This is a genomic window from Micromonospora vinacea (genome assembly GCF_015751785.1).
GTDB classification, from domain to species: domain Bacteria; phylum Actinomycetota; class Actinomycetes; order Mycobacteriales; family Micromonosporaceae; genus Micromonospora; species Micromonospora vinacea.
The window spans coordinates 3,219,956-3,236,685 of sequence record NZ_JADOTY010000001.1 but is presented as its reverse complement, the minus strand read 5'-3'; the positions used below and the strand labels follow the sequence as shown (position 1 = coordinate 3,236,685).

The 16,730-nt window shown below is 72.6% G+C and carries 20 protein-coding genes; 13 read left to right on the top strand and 7 right to left on the bottom strand.

All coding sequences use genetic code 11. From position 1 onward, the window contains the following. The first annotated feature begins 119 nt into the window (after positions 1-119). Genes IW249_RS15520 through IW249_RS15510 form a run of 3 tightly spaced genes read left to right on the top strand, consistent with a single transcriptional unit; the run spans position 120 to position 1,764 of the window. Positions 120-602, top strand: coding sequence for a DUF6232 family protein (locus tag IW249_RS15520; RefSeq protein WP_196921416.1), 483 nt, complete (start codon positions 120-122; stop codon positions 600-602). Next, entirely contained in the window at positions 599-988 is a 390-nt protein-coding gene (locus IW249_RS15515; RefSeq protein ID WP_196921415.1) for a DoxX-related protein, read from the top strand. Before IW249_RS15520 ends, IW249_RS15515 begins: the two co-directional genes overlap by 4 nt. Before the next feature lie 47 nt (positions 989-1,035). Next, positions 1,036-1,764 (top strand): hypothetical protein, encoded by a 729-nt coding sequence (locus tag IW249_RS15510; RefSeq protein WP_196921414.1) that lies wholly within the window; start codon positions 1,036-1,038, stop codon positions 1,762-1,764. Between the two features lie 24 nt (positions 1,765-1,788). Here IW249_RS15510 and IW249_RS15505 read toward each other — a convergent pair whose 3' ends face one another. Beyond that, complete coding sequence (locus tag IW249_RS15505) at positions 1,789-2,247, bottom strand: rhodanese-like domain-containing protein (protein WP_196921413.1); 459 nt, start codon at positions 2,245-2,247, stop codon at positions 1,789-1,791. Positions 2,248-2,317: 70 nt separating this feature from the next. Here IW249_RS15505 and ftrA point away from each other — a divergent pair, with 70 nt between their 5' ends. After that, on the top strand, positions 2,318-3,346 hold the full coding sequence (gene ftrA / locus IW249_RS15500) for a transcriptional regulator FtrA (RefSeq protein ID WP_196921412.1): 1,029 nt from the start codon (positions 2,318-2,320) through the stop codon (positions 3,344-3,346). A gap of 39 nt (positions 3,347-3,385) precedes the next feature. Here ftrA and IW249_RS15495 read toward each other — a convergent pair whose 3' ends face one another. Together IW249_RS15495 and IW249_RS15490 are read right to left on the bottom strand one after the other, a co-directional pair. After that, positions 3,386-4,282 carry a ribokinase gene (locus tag IW249_RS15495; RefSeq protein ID WP_196921411.1) on the bottom strand — a complete coding sequence of 299 codons (897 nt, stop codon included), beginning with the start codon at positions 4,280-4,282 and terminating at the stop codon, positions 3,386-3,388. A 23-nt stretch (positions 4,283-4,305) separates the two neighbouring features. Continuing rightward, complete coding sequence (locus IW249_RS15490) at positions 4,306-5,148, bottom strand: ABC transporter ATP-binding protein (protein WP_307788598.1); 843 nt, start codon at positions 5,146-5,148, stop codon at positions 4,306-4,308. Between the two features lie 131 nt (positions 5,149-5,279). On the opposite strand from IW249_RS15490, the gene IW249_RS15485 reads away from it, so the two are divergent. Next, a complete protein-coding gene (locus IW249_RS15485; RefSeq protein WP_196921409.1) occupies positions 5,280-6,278 on the top strand; it encodes an ABC transporter ATP-binding protein in 999 nt (332 codons plus the stop codon). Further along, positions 6,275-7,285, top strand: coding sequence for an ABC transporter permease subunit (locus IW249_RS15480; protein WP_196921408.1), 1,011 nt, complete (start codon positions 6,275-6,277; stop codon positions 7,283-7,285). The genes IW249_RS15485 and IW249_RS15480 overlap by 4 nt, the downstream gene beginning before the upstream one ends. A gap of 124 nt (positions 7,286-7,409) precedes the next feature. Here the strand turns inward: IW249_RS15480 and IW249_RS15475 are convergent, their stop codons facing one another. Next, positions 7,410-8,585 (bottom strand): ROK family transcriptional regulator, encoded by a 1,176-nt coding sequence (locus IW249_RS15475; RefSeq protein WP_196921407.1) that lies wholly within the window; start codon positions 8,583-8,585, stop codon positions 7,410-7,412. Between the two features lie 169 nt (positions 8,586-8,754). Between IW249_RS15475 and IW249_RS15470 the strand changes: the two genes are divergently transcribed. The 4 genes from IW249_RS15470 to IW249_RS15455 all read left to right on the top strand — a co-directional run bounded on the left by IW249_RS15470 (position 8,755) and on the right by IW249_RS15455 (position 12,065). After that, positions 8,755-10,209 carry a glycoside hydrolase family 3 N-terminal domain-containing protein gene (locus IW249_RS15470; protein ID WP_196921406.1) on the top strand — a complete coding sequence of 485 codons (1,455 nt, stop codon included), beginning with the start codon at positions 8,755-8,757 and terminating at the stop codon, positions 10,207-10,209. A gap of 134 nt (positions 10,210-10,343) precedes the next feature. Beyond that, a complete protein-coding gene (locus IW249_RS15465; protein ID WP_231392540.1) occupies positions 10,344-10,913 on the top strand; it encodes a hypothetical protein in 570 nt (189 codons plus the stop codon). Continuing rightward, complete coding sequence (locus tag IW249_RS15460; RefSeq protein WP_196921405.1) at positions 10,910-11,404, top strand: thiol-disulfide oxidoreductase DCC family protein; 495 nt, start codon at positions 10,910-10,912, stop codon at positions 11,402-11,404. The genes IW249_RS15465 and IW249_RS15460 overlap by 4 nt, the downstream gene beginning before the upstream one ends. Then, positions 11,367-12,065 (top strand): TetR/AcrR family transcriptional regulator, encoded by a 699-nt coding sequence (locus IW249_RS15455; protein WP_196921404.1) that lies wholly within the window; start codon positions 11,367-11,369, stop codon positions 12,063-12,065. The genes IW249_RS15460 and IW249_RS15455 overlap by 38 nt, the downstream gene beginning before the upstream one ends. 220 nt (positions 12,066-12,285) lie before the next feature. On the opposite strand, the gene IW249_RS15450 is transcribed toward IW249_RS15455, so the two are convergent. Beyond that, on the bottom strand, positions 12,286-12,948 hold the full coding sequence (locus tag IW249_RS15450) for a GNAT family N-acetyltransferase (protein WP_196921403.1): 663 nt from the start codon (positions 12,946-12,948) through the stop codon (positions 12,286-12,288). 170 nt (positions 12,949-13,118) lie between these two features. Between IW249_RS15450 and IW249_RS15445 the strand changes: the two genes are divergently transcribed. Next, positions 13,119-13,310, top strand: coding sequence for a DNA repair protein (locus tag IW249_RS15445; protein ID WP_196921402.1), 192 nt, complete (start codon positions 13,119-13,121; stop codon positions 13,308-13,310). Positions 13,311-13,459: 149 nt separating this feature from the next. Then, positions 13,460-13,978 carry a hypothetical protein gene (locus IW249_RS15440; RefSeq protein ID WP_112582133.1) on the top strand — a complete coding sequence of 173 codons (519 nt, stop codon included), beginning with the start codon at positions 13,460-13,462 and terminating at the stop codon, positions 13,976-13,978. A 10-nt stretch (positions 13,979-13,988) separates the two neighbouring features. Here the strand turns inward: IW249_RS15440 and IW249_RS15435 are convergent, their stop codons facing one another. Together IW249_RS15435 and IW249_RS15430 are read right to left on the bottom strand one after the other, a co-directional pair. Beyond that, positions 13,989-14,717 carry a Clp protease N-terminal domain-containing protein gene (locus IW249_RS15435; protein ID WP_196921401.1) on the bottom strand — a complete coding sequence of 243 codons (729 nt, stop codon included), beginning with the start codon at positions 14,715-14,717 and terminating at the stop codon, positions 13,989-13,991. Positions 14,718-14,779: 62 nt separating this feature from the next. Then, a complete protein-coding gene (locus tag IW249_RS15430) occupies positions 14,780-15,790 on the bottom strand; it encodes a glycosyltransferase (RefSeq protein WP_196921400.1) in 1,011 nt (336 codons plus the stop codon). A 99-nt stretch (positions 15,791-15,889) separates the two neighbouring features. Between IW249_RS15430 and IW249_RS15425 the strand changes: the two genes are divergently transcribed. Next, on the top strand, positions 15,890-16,729 hold the full coding sequence (locus IW249_RS15425; protein WP_504871055.1) for a DUF72 domain-containing protein: 840 nt from the start codon (positions 15,890-15,892) through the stop codon (positions 16,727-16,729). Position 16,730: the final 1 nt, after the last annotated feature.

Here is a 16,730-nt window from a genome sequence, read left to right as displayed (position 1 = left end):
GTACCCGCCGGGCGGCCGCCGTCGAATCCTCCGCGACGAAGGGCCGATCCGCTGCGAAGACGGCCGAGTGCCGAGGTCCGAGCGAGGCGAGGGTTGCCTGTCGGTGGTTAGGCTTAGTGATGACCCTCTATTACCGGGACGACGCGGTGCAGGTGACCTCCGAGTCGATCCGGGCGGGCGGTCATGTGATCGCCCTGTCCGACGTGACGTTCGTCTGGCACGACCGGGGGCCGAAAACTCTTGCCGTCCGGGGCCGTGTGCTGGGGCGCGGCGTCCTGGTGCTGCTGCTCTCGCTGCCGCCGCTGGTCGCCGTGGTCTGCGTGCTGTCACTGGCCTGGTCGGCGCAGGACCGGGGCAACTGGCAGCTGGCGTTGATCATTCTGGCCGCCTGTGCGGTGGGAGCGTTGGCGTTGATGCCGTTCCTGGAAATCCCGTTGGGTTGGCTGGACCGCTCCTACGAGCGCGGCAACCATGTGCACGAGCTGTGGGTGCAGCACCACGGCCGGGAGGACCTGCTGGTGCGCACCCCGGACGCGCTACGGTTCGGGCAGATCTACCGGGCCGTGCAGCGCGCCGTCGAACAGCAGGGGGACCATCGATGACCACCCGCCGCGGCGAGGCCGTCGCCCTGGCCGGCCTGCTCGCCGCGGCCGGCGTCACCCATCTGGTACGCCCCGGCGTCTACGACCCGATCGTGCCGCGCGCGTTGCCCGGCCCGGCCCGGTTCTGGACGTACGCCAGTGGGGTGGCCGAACTCGCTGTGGCGGCGGCGGTCGCGCACCCGGCCACACGGCGGGCCGGCGGTCGGGCCGCCGCCGCGCTCTTCGTCGCCGTCCTGCCGGCCAACGTGAAGATGGCGGTGGACTGGCGACACCGACGGCCGACGAAGCGGGCCATCGCGTACGGCCGGGTGCCGTTGCAGGCGCCGCTGATCTGGTGGGCGCTGCGGGTGGCCCGCGCCGACACCGCCGGCCGACGGTCACGCTGACCGGCTCCGTCGGGCGGTTGTGGCACAGCCGACGCACACTTGACCCCATGGCGATTCCCCTCCCCACCCCGGCCGCCGTGGTCGGCCTGACCCGCTCCGCTCTCGACCAGGCGCTCGGCTCGGCCACCTCGATGGCCGCCGTGCCCGCCCGCGCGTTCGCGGTGCTGGACGGGGTGGAGGCGCTGCTGGCCCGGATCAACGGCGTGGTCGACCGGATCGAGACGACACTGGACCGGACCGACCAGGTGCTCACCGACGCCGAGGCCGCGGTTCGCGAGGTGGCAGTCATCAGCGCCGCCGCGACCACCGCCATCGACACGGCCACCGAGGTGGCCACCGCCGCCGCGGTGGTGGTCGCCGAGGCCGACCGGGTCTCCCGGGCGGCGAGCACGGTGGTCGCCGAGGCCGACCGGGTGGCGGGCCGCGCCGCCGCCACAGTGGGCACCGCGGCGGAGGCCGCCGCCACGGCGGCCGAGCTGCTGGCCGCGTACGAGCCGGCGCTGCGCCGGGCCGCGCCGATGGCCGGGCGGTTCGTCGAAGAGCTGAGTCACGAGGAGATCAGCGCGGCGATCCACCTGATCGACGAGTTGCCCAAGCTCAAGGAACACCTGACGGCCGACATCCTGCCGATCCTGGCCACGCTGGACCGGGTCGGCCCCGACCTGCACGACCTGCTGGACGTGACCCGCGACCTCAAACTCGCCGTGGCCGGCATCCCCGGGCTGGGCATGCTGCGACGACGCGGCGAGAAGCTCGCCGACGAGCCCGTCGGCTGAGCCCTCACCCGCCCGAGCTGTGACTCAGCAGTCGCAGGTGATCGTCGTGGTCGGCGCGGTGAGGTCGTCGACCGGTCGCCGGGTCAGCCCGGCCTCCGTCACCACCGGCAGCCCCTCCCGCGCCCAGTACTCGAACCCGCCGAGCATCTCCTTCACCGGATGGCCGAGCCGGGCGAACTCCAGCGCCGCCCGGGTCGCGCCGTTGCAGCCCGGACCCCAGCAGTAGGTCACCACCGCCGACCCCGGCGGGATCAGGTCCGCCGCCCGGCTCGCGATCTCGGCGGTGGGCAGGTGCACCGCGCCGGGGAGGTGCCCCTGCGCCCAGGCGGCCGCGCCCCGGGAGTCGACGACCACCAGGCCCGGGGTACCTGCCGACAGGTCGGCGTGCACATCACTGACGTCGGTCTCGACGCTGAGCCGATTGTGGAAGTGGGCGGCGGCGGTGGCCGGATCGGCCGGCGGAACGGCGAAGGCGAAGGTCATGCACCGATCCTCACCGGCACGCCACCTCGGGACGAGTGGCGCGAACGACGTCCTGCGCTAACATCCCGCCATGCCGATCCCGGCCACGACAACCGGCCCGCGCCCGCTACCAGCGCCCCGACGGCCAGCGGCCGCGCACCCTGTCGCCGTGCTCGCGTACCCGGGAATGTCGGTGTTCGAGACCGGCATCGTCACCGAGGTCTTCGGGCTGGCCCGACCCGAGTTCGACGTCGACTGGTACGACCTGGTGCTCTGCGCCGAGCAGCCGGGGCCGGTGCCGGTGGTCGGCGGAGCCACCCTGCACACCCCGTACGGTCTGGCCGAGCTGGCGGCGGCGCGGACGGTGATCGTGCCCGGCGTACCGGACGTGACCGCTGACCCGTCGCCCGAGCTGATCACCGCGCTCCGTCGGGCGCACCGGCGCGGCGCCCGGATCATGTCGATCTGCTCCGGGGCGTTCGCGCTGGCCGGAGCGGGCCTGCTGGACGGTCGGCGGGCCACTACCCACTGGCGGTACGCGGAACTGCTGGCGCGCCGCTACCCCCGGGTCGAGGTGCACCCGGACGTGCTCTACCTCGACGACGGTGACCTGCTCACCAGTGCCGGCAGCGCGGCCGGGCTGGACCTCTGCGTACACGTGATCCGGCGCGACCACGGCGCGGCGATCGCCAACGCGGTCGCCCGACGGCTGGTGATCCCCCCGCACCGCGACGGCGGGCAGGCCCAGTTCGTCGAGGCACCGGTACCCGCCGACCCGGACGACGACCGGATCGCGGGCAGCATCGACTGGGCCCTCGCCCATCTCGCCGAGCCGCTGAGCGTGGCCCAGCTCGCCGGGCGGGCGCACATGTCGTCCCGCACCTACCTGCGGCACTTCGCCCGGGCCACCGGGACCAGCCCGATCCGTTGGCTCATCGACCAGCGGATCCGCGCCAGCCTGACCCTGCTGGAGGAGACCGACGCCCCGGTCGAGCAGGTCGCCCGCGCGGTGGGCTTCGACACGCCAGTGACCTACCGGCACCACTTCGGCCGGGTCATGCTGACCTCACCGTCGGCGTACCGCCGGGCCTTCCGCACGGGCGCGGGTCAGCGGACGTAACCCGCCGACGCGCTCAGGCCGGTTCAGCGCGGGACGCGCTCAGGCTGCTACGTACAGCTCGTCGATCTCGGCGCGTCGCGGTAGCGCCACCGACGCGCCGAGCTTGCGGACGCAGGCGGCGCCGGCCGCCGACGCCCAGCGCACCGCGTCGACCACGTCGCGCCCCTCGCCCCAGCCGACGGCCAGCGCCGCGGTGAACGCGTCACCGGCGGCGGTGGAGTCGACCACGTCGACCGGTACCGCCGGCACGTGCACCTCGGTGCCGTCCCGGTCGACGTACCAGGCGCCCTCACCGCCGAGGGTGAGCACGGCCCGGGGGGCCAGGTCGAGCAGCGCGCGGGGTTCCTCCCGACCTCGGCCGGCGAGCGCCTGCGCCTCGCCCTCGTTGACGACCAGCAGGTCCACGGCGGCGAGCAGTTCGGGTGGGAGGTCCCGCGCCGGGGCGGCGTTCAGAATGACCCTGGTGCCGGCGTCGCGGGCGGCCACCGCGGCGGCGGTCACTGTCTGCACCGGGATCTCCAGTTGGGCGACAAGGACGTCCGCCGCGCGCACCGTGGCCAGCTCATCCTCGGTGAGGTCGACCAGGGCCTCGTTGGCGCCGGGGGTGACCACTATGGCGTTCTCCCCCTGGGCGTTGACCATCACGAGCGCCACCCCGGACGCGCCGTAGACCACGCGAAGTTGACTGGTGTCCACGCCGGCCGCGGTGATGCGGGCCTTGAGGGTGACGCCGAAGGCGTCCGAGCCGATGGCGCCGAGGAAGACGCAGGAGGCGCCGGCCCGGACCGCGGCCACTGCCTGGTTGGCGCCCTTGCCGCCGGGCACCATCACGAAGTCGGTGCCGAGCATGGTCTCGCCCTGTCGCGGCAGCGCGGGTGCCATCGCGACCAGGTCCATGTTGGCGCTGCCCACCACGGCGACCCGGGTCTGCGGCACTGTCGTCTCCGTCTCTCCGACGCTCAGGCGGCGCGAGCCGTGAAGCGGTCGCCGGACCGCTCGACCACCAGTGGCAGCCCGAAGGTCTTGGAGAGGTTGTCACCGGTCAGCGTCTCGGTGAGCAGACCCTGGGCGACCACCCCACCTTCGCGCAGCAGCAGCGCGTGGGTGAACCCGGGCGGGATCTCCTCGACGTGGTGGGTGACCAGCACCATCGCCGGGGCGTCCGGGTCGTGGGCCAGCTCGGCCAGTCGGGCGACCAGGTCTTCCCGACCACCCAGGTCGAGCCCGGCGGCGGGCTCGTCGAGCAGCAGCAACTCTGGGTCGGTCATCAGGGCACGGGCGATCTGCACGCGCTTGCGCTCGCCCTCGGAGAGGGTGCCGTAGCGGCGCTCGGCGAGGCCACCGACGCCGAGTTGGCTCAGCAGCGCTCGCGCCCGCGCCTCGTCGCCACGGTCGTAGTTCTCCCGCCAGCGGCCGACCACCGACCAGGCGGCGGTCACCACCACGTCGCTGACCCGCTCGTCGGCGGGGAGTCGCTCGGCGATCGCGGCGGTGGTGAGGCCGATCCGGGTACGCAGCTCGTTGACGTCGGTGCGGCCGATCCGCTCGCCGAGCACGTGCGCGACACCCGTGGTGGGGTGCAGCCGGCCGGCGGCGAGGTTGAGCAGTGTGGTCTTGCCTGCGCCGTTGGAGCCGAGCACGACCCACCGCTCGTCCAGTTCGACGCGCCAGGTCAGGTCCTGTAGGAGGGCGGTGCCAGAGCGGCGTACGCCGACGCCGTCGAGGCTGACCACCAGATCCGGGTCCACGAAAGCGGCGGCAGGCGCGGCGCCGGCAGCGCCGGGGATCAGGTCACCAGTCACCGCACCATCCAACCACGCAGCGCCGGGGCGCCCCCCATGGGCGGCACCTCAGCCATAGGCTGAAGCGCCGTGTCGTTGATCACCAAGCCCGAAGGACGGCCCATGCCCCATCGACGTACGGAGCCGCGCGGATGAGCGCGGTCATCGAGATCGAGGGTCTGCGCAAGACCTTCCACAGCATGCGCAGCGGCCGACGGGTGGCGGTGGACGGGTTCGACCTGCTGGTCGAGGCGGGCCAGGTCCACGGTTTCCTGGGCCCCAACGGCTCGGGCAAGACCACCACGCTGCGGGCCCTGCTCGGGTTGGTACGCGCCGACAGCGGTCGGATGACAGTGCTCGGTGAACCGTCGCCGGAGTTGCTGACCCGGGTGGCCGGCCAGGTCGGCGCCATCGTGGAGAGCCCGCAGTTCTTCGGCAACTTCACCGGCTACCGCACGCTGCGGTTGCTGGCCCGCGCGGGTGGAGTGCCGGTCTCGCGGGTGGACCAGGTGCTGGAGCTGGTGGGCCTGGACGACCGGGGCGACGAGCGGGTGAAGGGTTACTCGCTGGGCATGAAGCAGCGCCTCGCGGTGGCGTCCGCGCTGTTGAAGGACCCGCGGTTGCTCATCCTGGACGAGCCGGCGAACGGGCTGGACCCGGCGGGCATCCGGGAGATGCGGGACCTGATGCGGTCGCTGGCGGCCAGCGGGGTGACGGTGCTGGTGTCCAGTCACATCCTGGGCGAGATCCAGCTGATCTGCGACCACGTCACGATCATTTCCCGGGGTCGGCGGGTGGCGACCGGCCGGGTGGACGAGGTGCTGGCGGGTCACGACCGGCACGAGTTCCTGGTCCGGGTGGCCGAGCCGGAGCGCGCCGTCGAGTTGCTGCACGCGGCCGAGCTGACGGCTGTCGTGGACGGGGACGCGTTGGTGGTGGGTGGGGTGAGCGACCCGACAGTGGTCAGCCGGGTGCTCGGTGAGCAGGGTCTGTGGGTGGGCGAGCTGACGCCGCTGCGGCCGGATCTGGAGAGCGTCTTCCTGGAGCTGACCGGCGCGTACGAGCATCCGTCGGTGCCGCGGCAGGTCGACGACTCGTCGCTGCCGCAGGGCGAAGCTGTGATCGACCTCGATCGGGGAGTGGACGCGTGAACCTGGTGCGTGCCGAGTTGGAGCGACTGTCCGCGCGTCGCTTCGTGCAGCTCATGGTGGTCCTGTTGGTGTTGGCGTTCGCCGTGACGGCGGCGACCACGATGGCCGGCTCCCACAAACCGACAGCGAGTGAACTGAACTCGGCGCGGGAGCAGGCCGCCGACGCGCGGCGCGACCTGGAGGCCACCCACCAGGAGTGCCTGGCCCGCCAGGCCGGCACCTTGCCGGCCGACACGGACAGGTACCTTCCCAGCGACTGTTCGGCGGTCGACCCGATCCGGCAGGACCGACTGCCGATCGCCGCCGACTATCTGCCGGGTGTGTTCACCTTCGCCGAGCAGGCCGAGCCGCTGCTCTATTTCCTGATCGCGTTCCTGGTGCTCTTCGGGTTCCTGGTCGGCGCCTCCTACATCGGCGCTGACCTGAACTCGGGCGGTGTGGTGAACCTGCTGCTCTGGCGACCGCGCCGGGTGACGGTGCTCGCGGCCAAGTTGGGCACCCTGCTCGGCACGGTGTTGGTGCTGGCCCTGCTGGCGTCGGTGGCCTACCTCGCCGCGTTCTGGGTTATCGGGCAGACCGCCGGGTTGCCGGGCAGGCTGGACGGCGACTTCTGGCGTTCGCTCGGCGTGGTGCACGGCCGTGGCCTGGTGTTGGTGCTGCTGGCCTCAGCGTTGGGCTTCGCGATCGCCACGCTCGGTCGGCACACGTCGGCGGCGCTCGGCGCGTTCGCCGCGTACGCGGTGGTCTGGGAGTTGGGCGCCCGGCTGGTCCTGGAGATCGTCGACGCGCGGAAGTCGGACCTGTTCATGCTTTCCAGCCACATCGGGGCGTGGCTCAACGGCGGTGCGCGGTTCTACGACGAACGGCTGTGCACGGGCGGCCCCGGCCTCAACTGCGACCCGTTCTACACGATTACCTCGGGGGCGTCGCTGCTGGTGCTGCTCGTGCTGGCTGGCGGGCTGACCGCTGCGGCGTTCGCCGTGTTCCGCCGCCGCGACCTGATCTGAATCGAGGCCGTCGGGTCGCCCGGTCCGGGCGGCCCGACGGAACAGTCCAGGCCAGCGTCCGGCAAGAGCTTGCAAGCTACGGATGCTCGGTGAAATATTCCTTCACATGACCCCCGCAGCGGGCTCAGCCGACGGTGGAGCCGAACACCTCGTCGCGCACCGCGTCCAGGGCGGTGCGCAGCGCGCCGTGCAGGATCGGCTCCTCGGTCAGCCCGGTCGGCACCACTCGCGGCCGGACCAGGGTGATCGCCGCGACCTCCTGCTGCACCCGGTCGGCGAGCGCCGCGCCACCGGCCTGACCCACCTCGCCGGCGAGCACCACCAGCGGTGGGTCCAGCACCACACAGGTGCTGGCCACGCCGAGCGCGAGCCGACGGGCCAGCTCGTCGAGCATCGGGCCGCCGTCGGCGCCCGCCGCTACGGCCGCGCGGACCGCCTCGGCGGCGTCGGCGTCCGGGTAGCCGTGCTCGCGGGCCACCGCGCGCACCGAGTCCGCGCCGACCAGCTGCTGGAAGGCCGGCTTGGCGCGACGGGAGACGTCGCGCGGGATGGGCGCGCCGGGCACCGGCAGGTAGCCGATCTCGCCGGCCGCACCGCTGCTGCCATGGTGCAACCGCCCGCCCAGCATGATCGCCAGGCCGACGCCCGCGCCCACCCAGACCAGCACGAAGTCCGCCAGCCCCTGCGCGGCACCGGACTGCGCCTCGGCCACCGCGGCGAGATTGACGTCGTTCTCGAAGACCACCGGCGTGTGCAGGTCGTCCCGCAGCGCGGCGAGCAGACCGCTGTGCCAGCGCGGCAGGTTGAAGGCGAAGGTGATGTCGCCGGTGCCGGGGTCGACCAGACCCGGGGTGCCGAGCACGATCCGTCGTACGCTGCTCAGCTGCGCCTGGGCGCTGCTCGCCGCCTGCACGACGGCGTTGTGCACCACGCCCACCGGGTCGTCGGTGTCCCGGGTCGACTGCTCCACCCGGCCGATGACCGCACCGGTGATGTCGGCGCACGCGGCCACCACCCGGTCCGGCCCGACGTCCACGCCGACCACGTGCGCGCTGCCCGGGCGGACGGCGTAGAGCTGGGCGTTCGGCCCTCGCCCGCCGGCCTGCTCGCCGACCCGCGCGACGAGGCCGCGCTCCTCCAGCCGCTCGACCAGTTGCGAGGCGGTGACCTTCGACAGGCCGGTCAGCTCGCCGAGTCGAGCCCGGGTCAGCGGGCCGCGTTCGAGGAGCAACTCCAGCGCGGCACGGTCGTTGAGCGCCCGCAACAGGCGGGGGGTGCCGGGCAGCCGGGTCGCACTCATGACACGTCCTCTAGTTTTAGTAAACTTTGCTAACTGTAAACCGACCTGCGAACGGGTAGCCGTAGCGTAACGGCCACTCGACGGTGGGACGCTCCGCCGACTCGGCAGGGCCAGGACCACCACCGGTACGACGTTTCGTACCCGCGGGACACCGAAGGGGGAAGATCACGTGGGGTTGGATCCAGGACTGCGCCGGCTCGCGCTGGGCACGCTGCTGGCCGCGTACCCGGGACCGGTCCCGCCGGACTGGGCGGTCGACCTGCTGGCCGAGGGGCTGGCCGGGCACACCCTGTTCGGCACCAACGTGCACGACCCCGCGCAGGTGGCGGCGAGCACCGCCGCGCTGCGCGCCGGTCGGCCGGACGCGCTGATCGCCATCGACGAGGAGGGTGGCGACGTGACCCGACTGGCGCACGCCACCGGCAGCCCGTACCCCGGCAATGCCGCCCTGGGCGCGATCGGCGACGTGGCCCTCACCCGACGGGTCTACCAGTCGATCGGCGCGGAGCTGGCCGCGCTCGGCATCACCGTCAACCTCGCCCCCACTGTCGACGTCAACACCGCAGACGACAACCCGGTGATCGGCACCCGGTCCTTCGGCGCGGATCCGGTACGGGTCGCCGCCCACTCGGCCGCCGCCGTGGCCGGGTTGCAGGCCGCCGGCGTGGCCGCCTGCGCCAAGCACTTCCCCGGGCACGGCGCCACAGTCACCGACTCCCACCACGAACTGCCCACAGTGGACGCTCCGCTGGCCCTGCTGCGCCAGCGGGACCTACCGCCGTTCGCGGCCGTCGTCGCCGCCGGGGCGCGCGCCGTGATGACCGCGCACATCCGGGTGCCGGCGCTCACCGGCGCAGATCCCGCCACCTTCAGCCGGGCCGTCCTGGTCGACCTGCTGCGCACGGAGTACGGCTTCACCGGCACCGTCATCACCGACGCGCTGGAGATGAAGGGTGCCGCAGTGGCCGCCGGCGGGGTCGGGCCGGCCGCGGTCCGGGCCCTGGGCGCCGGCGCCGACCTGCTCTGCATCGGCGCGAAGGTCGACGCCGAGCTGGTCGAGCGGGTGGCCGCCGAGATCGTCGACGCGCTCACTGACGGCCGGCTGGCGAGGGCGCGGGTCGAGGAGGCGGCCGGCCGCGCCGCCGACCTCGCCGCCTGGGCCCGGGCCGCCGCCGGGTCACCGGCCACCGAGGATACCGAGCTGGGGTACGCCGCGGCGCGCCGCGCGGTTCGGGTGGACGGCCTGCTCACCGGCCTGAACCAGCCACTGGTGGTGCAACTGCACACCGAATCGACGATGGCCGAGGGTCGGGTGCCGTGGGGCCTCGGTCCACACCTGGACGGGGTGCCGGAGATCCGGGTGATCGCCACCGAGACCGACGCGACCACGCTGCGCGGCTTGGCCGGCGACCGTCCCATCGTGCTGGTCGGGCGGCACCTTCACCGGCTGCCGGGCGGCCCGGAGCTGATCGCCGACCTGGCGGCGGCGCACCCGGTGACAGTGGTCGAGATGGGCTGGCCGGCGCAGTGGCGACCAGCGGGCGTCCGCGCCTTCGTCACCACCTACGGCGCGAGCCACGCCAACGGTCGCGCGGCGGCCGAGGTGCTGGGCCTGGCCGGCTGAGCCACGGCGTTTCTCGGCCGGGCGTGACGCTCGGCCGGGTAACGGCTCTCGGCGCCGCACCAGAGTGTCCACAGTCACTGGTCGCCCTTTCTTGAACATGTTCAATATTCACCCTAGGCTGACGGCGTCGGTAGTTGAACACGTTCAAGAAGGGCGTCCACATGGACATCAAGGTCTGGATGTACGTGATCTACCTCGCGGTCAGCGTCGGCCTGACCATCTGGGTGGCTCGAGCACTGTCCCGCAACGGGCAGGTCTTCCTGGAGGAGGTGTTCGCCGAGGAACGGCTCGCCCGAGCGGTCAACAGCCTCCTGGTGGTCGGCTTCTATCTGCTCAACCTCGGCTACGTCACGGTGGCCATGAAGCACGCCGACCCGGTGGAATCGACCAGCCAGGCCATGGAGGAGCTGTCTCTCAAGATCGGCCTCGTGCTGCTGGTGCTCGGCGCGCTGCACTTCTTCAACGTCTTCGCACTCGGCCGCTACCGCCGGAACCGGCTCCGCCAGCTCGCCACCCACCCCCCGCTCGCCCCGATCGGCCGACTCCCCATGCAGTCCACCCCACCCGGGTCGCAGCTGGTCGACGCTTATCCGGCGGGACCGCAGCCGACCGGCGTGTACCCGGCCGGACCCCAGCCAACCGGTCCGCAGGCGGCCGGACCGCAGCCGGGCGCCGGACCGACGAGCAACCCGCCGACCCGATGACCGTGTCCCCGACCGGTGGCGTCGGTCGGCTCCCGGATCCCACCGCTCACTCCGGCGGTGGGGTCCGGGGGTTCACCGTCCTGTTCGACGCGGCCTGCCCGCTCTGCCGGGCCGCCCGCCGCTGGTTGTCGTCCCGCGCCCAACTCGTACCCCTGGAGTTCGTGCCGGCCGGGTCCGCCGAGGCCCGGCGGCGCTTCCCCGGCCTGGACCACGACGCGACGCTGCGCGACCTCACAGTGATCGCCGACACCGGCGAGGTGTACGCGGGCGACGGCGCCTGGTTCGCCTGCCTCTGGGCACTGGCCGACCATCGGTCCACGGCCGAGCGGCTGGCCCGACCGGCCCTGCTGCCCCTCGCCCGGCAGACGGTGGCCGCCGCCTCGGCGATCCGGGAACGGATCCGCGACCCGTCGGCCGAGCCGGCCGACGAAACGGCGGGATACGGTGGCCCCGATGACCGAGCAGCCTGCGCAGACGACCGCTGCGGGTGACCCTGCCACCGCCCGAGGCGAGCAGACCCGGCAGCTGATCCGGGACACCGCGATGCGGCTGTTCCGCGAACGCGGCTACGCCCAGACCACCATGCGGGCGATCGCGCAGGAGGCCGGCGTGGCGGTCGGCAACGCCTACTACTACTTCGGTTCCAAGGACCACCTGATCCAGGAGTTCTACGCCCAGTCCCAGGTCGAGCACCGGGCCGCCGCGCAGCCCGTGCTCGACCGGGAGGAGGCGTTCGGTCCCCGGCTCGCCGGAGTGCTGCACGCGGGGATCGACGTGTTGACGCCCTCGCACGGATTCGCGGCGACCTTCTTCAAGACGGCGGCGGAGCCCACCTCACCGTTGAGCCCCTTCTCGGCGGAGTCGTCCGGCCCCCGACAGTCGGCCATCGACCTCTTCGGCGAGGTGTTGACGGGCTCGACGGCGAAGGTCGACGCCGAGCTGCGCCCACAGCTGCCCGAGCTGCTCTGGCTCGCGTACATGGGCGTGATCCTCTACTGGGTGCACGACCGGTCGCCGGGCCAGACCAAGACTCGTCAGCTGATCGACGGGGCCGTACCACTGATCGACCGGCTCGTGGCGCTGTCCCGGCTCCGGGTCCTGCGGCCGGTGACCCGACAGGTACTCGACCTGATTCGCACGCTCCGTCACTGACAGGGCCGACACCAACGACCGGCGAAGAAGCAGGTCAAGTCCGCTTTTCGACACTCCGAACCGACAGCTTCAGCCTTGCCCCGAGCCGGTTCGATACGTAGCGTGATCGACACGTAGCGGCTCGCCCCCAGCGGCGGCCGTTACACCCGGAATCGGGGCCTGGGGGGAGGTTGCGGACCGTGGATCCGGCCCGGGATCCACGGTCCGCGCCCAATGCCGCTCAGCGCGGATAGACCCCGTACGCGCGCCAGCCCCGGTCCGGGAAACCCGCCGCGTCGGCAACCCGGGCCGAGGCGTGATTGTCCCGCTCGTGCAGGTAGGTGGGGACCGCCCCCTCGTCGAGCACCCGCCGTGCCGCCTGGGCCACCAGTCGGCGGGCGAGGCCGCGCCCCTGGGCGGCCGGCACGGTGCCGACGGCCAACTCGTGCCCGTACGCGTCGTGCCGCTTGATCCCGGCACCGGCCAGGTAGGTGCCGTCCGGGTCACGGACCACCAGCACCGGCCGGTCGAAGAGTCGCAGCCACGGCGGCAGCCCAGGGGCGGTCGGCTCGGTCCACTCCCCCACGTCGGGCAGCGGCGCGGGTGCCAGGCTCCACCGGAAGGGACCGTCGTGTACGCAGAACTCTGGCCGGCCGACGGCCTCCGGCAACGCGGCGAGCAGCCGGGTCGGCGTACGGCGAACCAACTCGCGGATCGCCGCCACGCGGTCCGGCGCGACGGAGAGCACGGCACTCCGCCCGGTGTCCACGGCGAGCGCGGGGCGCAGCCGGCCATCCCAGGCCGGTGCGGCCCGCCGGTGCGAGGCGACCACGTGCAACCCCGGCCCGGCCGGCCACTGGCCGAGCCAGGTGGCCAGGTGCAGGTGCAGCCGCCGGTCGAGCATGCGCACCTCCCCGTCACCCCGACCCGTCGTGGATCACCGTACGCCGGACGGCAGGGCCGGGCGCAGGATACGTCGGGGCCGAACGGGCCAGGGGTGCGGGAACCAACCGCACGAATCGACCGTCATATGTATTTCTATATCTGGACACCTTTGTTTGGGACGGTGAACGCATGCCGATTCAGCCGAGCGACCACTACCAGCAGGACCCCGAGCGACTCTGGCAGGCGGCGGAGGCCGTCGGAGGCAATCCACCCCAGCCGCGCTACCGGAACCCCAGGACCATCGGCGGCGCCCTGTCGTGGGCCGGGCTGAACAAGCTGCCCGTCGGCAGCTCCAGTCGGCACCGCCTGAACACCCACTGACGCAGCACCGGGTGGGTGGCACCGAAGGGGAGCCTCCGACGGTCGCCCGGGGCGACACACCGGAGGAGGTCCAGCGGGGGCTTTCGCACACCTGTCGGGTAATTTCTTGTGGTCCGCCATCCCGGCCTACGACAGGAGAAGCTCCGCGCATGGGCAAGAAGACGATCCACGTCTCCGACTTCACCGGCACGGTTCTGCAGCAGGACGACGAGGTGGTCCGCGTCGTCGTGCTGGAGCACCCGGACCTGGTCGCCGGGCCCGTGCAGTTGGACGCCACCCCGGGCGAGGTGGAGAACATCGACGATGCCGCGCTGGACGTGGCGGTGGTGGAGATCCACGACCGGCACGGTGGCGGTGAGCCCCGCCGGGTGGTGTTGACCGCCAGCGAGTTCGACGCGATGGCCACCGACGTGCCGATGGCGCAACTGTTGAAGACGGCCGAGCGGGTCCGCCCACCCAAGGCCCGCAAGACCACCGAGAAGATCGACTACGGCACGTTGGAGCACGCCGGCAAGCCACACCGGGGCCGGGTCACGGAGGAGGAGGCCCGCCTGGTGCGCGAGCAACTCGACGAGGTCAACAAGCGCCTCGCCGACGCGGGCGTACGCCAGATCGACCCGGCCGATCCGGAGCACGCCCTGCGTTACGGCTTTCCTGAGGCCCCCTGACCCCGGGTTCTCACTTCTTCCCGACGGCGGCGGCGAGGGCGGCGGCCAGGTCGCCCTCGACCGTCGCCTTGTCCAGGCCAAGGTTGGTGAGCACGCCGGCGCCGTCCTCCTGCTCGAGCAGGGCGAGCAGCATGTGCTCGGTGCCGATGTAGTTGTGCCCGAGGCGCAGCGCCTCCCGGAAGGTCAACTCCAACGCCTTCTTGCCCCGCGCGTCGTACGGGATGAGGTCCGGAACCTGCTCGGCCCGTGGTGGGAGGACGGCACCGACCGCCTCCCGTACCGCCTCGGGGGTGGCGCCCCGACCAGCCATCACCCTGGCGGCCAGCCCTTCCGGCTCGGCCAGCAGGCCCAGCACCAGGTGCTCGGGGCCGATCTCGGCGTTGCCGCTGGCCCGGGCCTCCTCCTGCGAGGCCATCACCACGTTGCGGGCGCGAGGGGTGAACCGGCCGAAGCCTGCGTTGGGGTCGAGCGCTGCCGCCTCGGTCGCCTTCGGCACGAAGCGCTTCTGGGCGGCCTGCTTGGTGACCCCCATGCTGCGGCCGATGTCGGTCCAGGAGGCGCCCGAGCGTCGGGCCTGGTCCACGAAGTGCCCGATCAGATGATCGGCCACCTCGCCGAGGTGGTCGGCGGCGATGACCGCGTCGGTGAGTTGGTCGAGCGCGTCCGTGTGCGCCGTCTTGATCGCCTGGATCAGGTCGTCGAGCTTGACGGGGTTACCCATCTGGAGAGGATCTGTCATGCGTCAACCATAGGTTGACGCATCTCGTCGCGTCAACCCTGAGTTGACGACTTCGGCTCGCCTCAGGCGGCGTACTCCGGCAGGAGCCGAGCGACGGCCGCCGGCGAGGGCATGCCGGCGATCTCCTCGGCGATCAGGCGGGCCGCGTCGCGCTGCTCGACGCTGCCGCGCTGCGGCAGCAGCCGGTGGACCTGCTCGGCGATGGCGCCCGCGTCCACCTCGCCGGGCAGGAGCCGCACTGCGACACCGGCGGCGGCAAGCGTGTCGGCGTTGGCGAACTGGTCCGCGCCCTGTGGCAGCAGCAACTGCGGTACGCCCACCGCGAGCGCGCCGAGGGTGGTGCCGCTGCCACCGTGGTGCACCACCAGGTCGACGAGCGGCAACAGTTCCGCCTGCGACACCCACTGGTGCACGCTGACGTGGGCGGGGATCTCGCCCAACTGTTCGACGGGCACCCGGCCCGCCGCGACCACCACGTCGGCGTCCAGCGTCGCCAGAGCGGCGATGGCGGTGCGCATCAACTCCGGCGTGCCGAACGCGGTGCCGAGGGTCAGATAGATCAACGGTCGAGACGTGCGACGGCTCACCCGTTCGGGCAGCGGGGCCGGGGTGGAGAAGGCGACCGGTCGCAGCTCGATCCGACGTTCGGTGGCGAGGAAGTCCTTGTCCTGGAGCGAGGGCGGCCAGATGTCCAGGTGCGGCCGGCCGACGACCTCGGCGTTCCTGGTGGGCAGTTCCAGGCCGATGCCCTCGGGAAACATCCGGCCGAACCCGTGCCACAGGCCCGGGATCCCGGCCCGGTGCGCCGCCACGGCCGCCCCCGGCAGCCCCCACTCGTGCACCACCAGGTCGGGCCGCAGCCGCGCCAGCTCCGGTGCGAGATCCTCGGCGTACACCTCGTAGAAGGCGTCGCCGGGACGGAACGGCCGCAGGCCGTGCGCGGCGAGGGGCGCGTGCACCTCCGGACCGGCGGCGAAGTGGACCTCGTGCCCGGCGTCCCGGGCGGCGATCGCCAGCGGGATCAGCGGATAGGTGTGACCGACGGACGCAAGACTGGCGAACAGCACACGCATGGCGTCGGACCCTACCTGCCGCACCGTGGGCCGGCCGGGTCCGCTGGCCCGTATACGGTGGGCTCCGGTCGAGCGCGGTCACCGGCGGAAAGGGCGGTCATGCGTCTGCACGTGGGGTGCGCGATGTGGAGTCACCGGTCGTGGCCGGGCCACCGGCTGCCGCCCACCGAGCGCCTGCGGCACTACGCCAGCTGGTGCGACGCAGTGGAGGGCAACACCACGTTCTACGCGACCCCGGCCCGGGACACAGTGGCCTCCTGGGCCGCGCAGACGGATCCCGACTTCCGGTTCGTCCTCAAACTTCCCAAGGTCATCACGCACGAACGTCGGCTCACCGACGTCGACCAACCGCTGCGCGCCTTCCTGGACGCCATCGAGCCGCTCGGCCCGCGCGCCCACGCCCTCTGGATCCAGCTACCCGGCTCGTTCGCGCCCGCCGACGTCCCGGCCCTGGGCCGTTTCCTGGAACAGCTTCCGCGGTCCCACCGGTACGCGGTGGAGGTCCGCCATCCCGCGTTCTTCACCGACGCCCGAGCGGCCCGAATGCTCGGGGCGACCCTCGCCGCCGCCCGCGCCGAGTGGATCCCCTTCGACACGACCGCCTTCTTCACGAGCCCGCCGACCAGCGACGCGGAGCGGGACGCCTGGACCAAGAAGCCACGCCTGCCGCTCCGGTCCCTCGCGCTGACCGACCGGCCGATCGTCCGCTACCTCGGTCGCGACGACCCGACGCGCACTGTCGAGGGGTGGCAGCGGTGGGTCGACCTGACAGTCACCTGGCTACGCGAGGGACGCTCGCCGACGATGTTCATCCACACCCCTGACAACGCCGACGCGCCGGCGCTCGCCCGCCGGTTCCACGACGAGGTACGGGCACGCGTACCCGGGCTCGACGCGTTGCCCGAGCCGATCCCGGTCGAGCCGTTGACGCTGTTCTGAG

What these genes read in the sequence shown, in the direction of transcription:
- IW249_RS15520 (WP_196921416.1), top strand. Translation starts at nt 120, where the DNA reads ATGACCCTCTATTACCGGGACGACGCGGTGCAGGTGACCTCCGAGTCG.
- IW249_RS15515 (WP_196921415.1), top strand. Translation starts at nt 599, where the DNA reads ATGACCACCCGCCGCGGCGAGGCCGTCGCCCTGGCCGGCCTGCTCGCC.
- IW249_RS15510 (WP_196921414.1), top strand. Translation starts at nt 1,036, where the DNA reads ATGGCGATTCCCCTCCCCACCCCGGCCGCCGTGGTCGGCCTGACCCGC.
- IW249_RS15505 (WP_196921413.1), bottom strand. Translation starts at nt 2,247, where the DNA reads ATGACCTTCGCCTTCGCCGTTCCGCCGGCCGATCCGGCCACCGCCGCC.
- ftrA (WP_196921412.1), top strand. Translation starts at nt 2,318, where the DNA reads ATGCCGATCCCGGCCACGACAACCGGCCCGCGCCCGCTACCAGCGCCC.
- IW249_RS15485 (WP_196921409.1), top strand. Translation starts at nt 5,280, where the DNA reads ATGAGCGCGGTCATCGAGATCGAGGGTCTGCGCAAGACCTTCCACAGC.
- IW249_RS15475 (WP_196921407.1), bottom strand. Translation starts at nt 8,585, where the DNA reads ATGAGTGCGACCCGGCTGCCCGGCACCCCCCGCCTGTTGCGGGCGCTC.
- IW249_RS15460 (WP_196921405.1), top strand. Translation starts at nt 10,910, where the DNA reads ATGACCGTGTCCCCGACCGGTGGCGTCGGTCGGCTCCCGGATCCCACC.
- IW249_RS15455 (WP_196921404.1), top strand. Translation starts at nt 11,367, where the DNA reads ATGACCGAGCAGCCTGCGCAGACGACCGCTGCGGGTGACCCTGCCACC.
- IW249_RS15450 (WP_196921403.1), bottom strand. Translation starts at nt 12,948, where the DNA reads ATGCTCGACCGGCGGCTGCACCTGCACCTGGCCACCTGGCTCGGCCAG.
- IW249_RS15445 (WP_196921402.1), top strand. Translation starts at nt 13,119, where the DNA reads ATGCCGATTCAGCCGAGCGACCACTACCAGCAGGACCCCGAGCGACTC.
- IW249_RS15440 (WP_112582133.1), top strand. Translation starts at nt 13,460, where the DNA reads ATGGGCAAGAAGACGATCCACGTCTCCGACTTCACCGGCACGGTTCTG.
- IW249_RS15435 (WP_196921401.1), bottom strand. Translation starts at nt 14,717, where the DNA reads ATGACAGATCCTCTCCAGATGGGTAACCCCGTCAAGCTCGACGACCTG.
- IW249_RS15430 (WP_196921400.1), bottom strand. Translation starts at nt 15,790, where the DNA reads ATGCGTGTGCTGTTCGCCAGTCTTGCGTCCGTCGGTCACACCTATCCG.
- IW249_RS15425 (WP_504871055.1), top strand. Translation starts at nt 15,890, where the DNA reads ATGCGTCTGCACGTGGGGTGCGCGATGTGGAGTCACCGGTCGTGGCCG.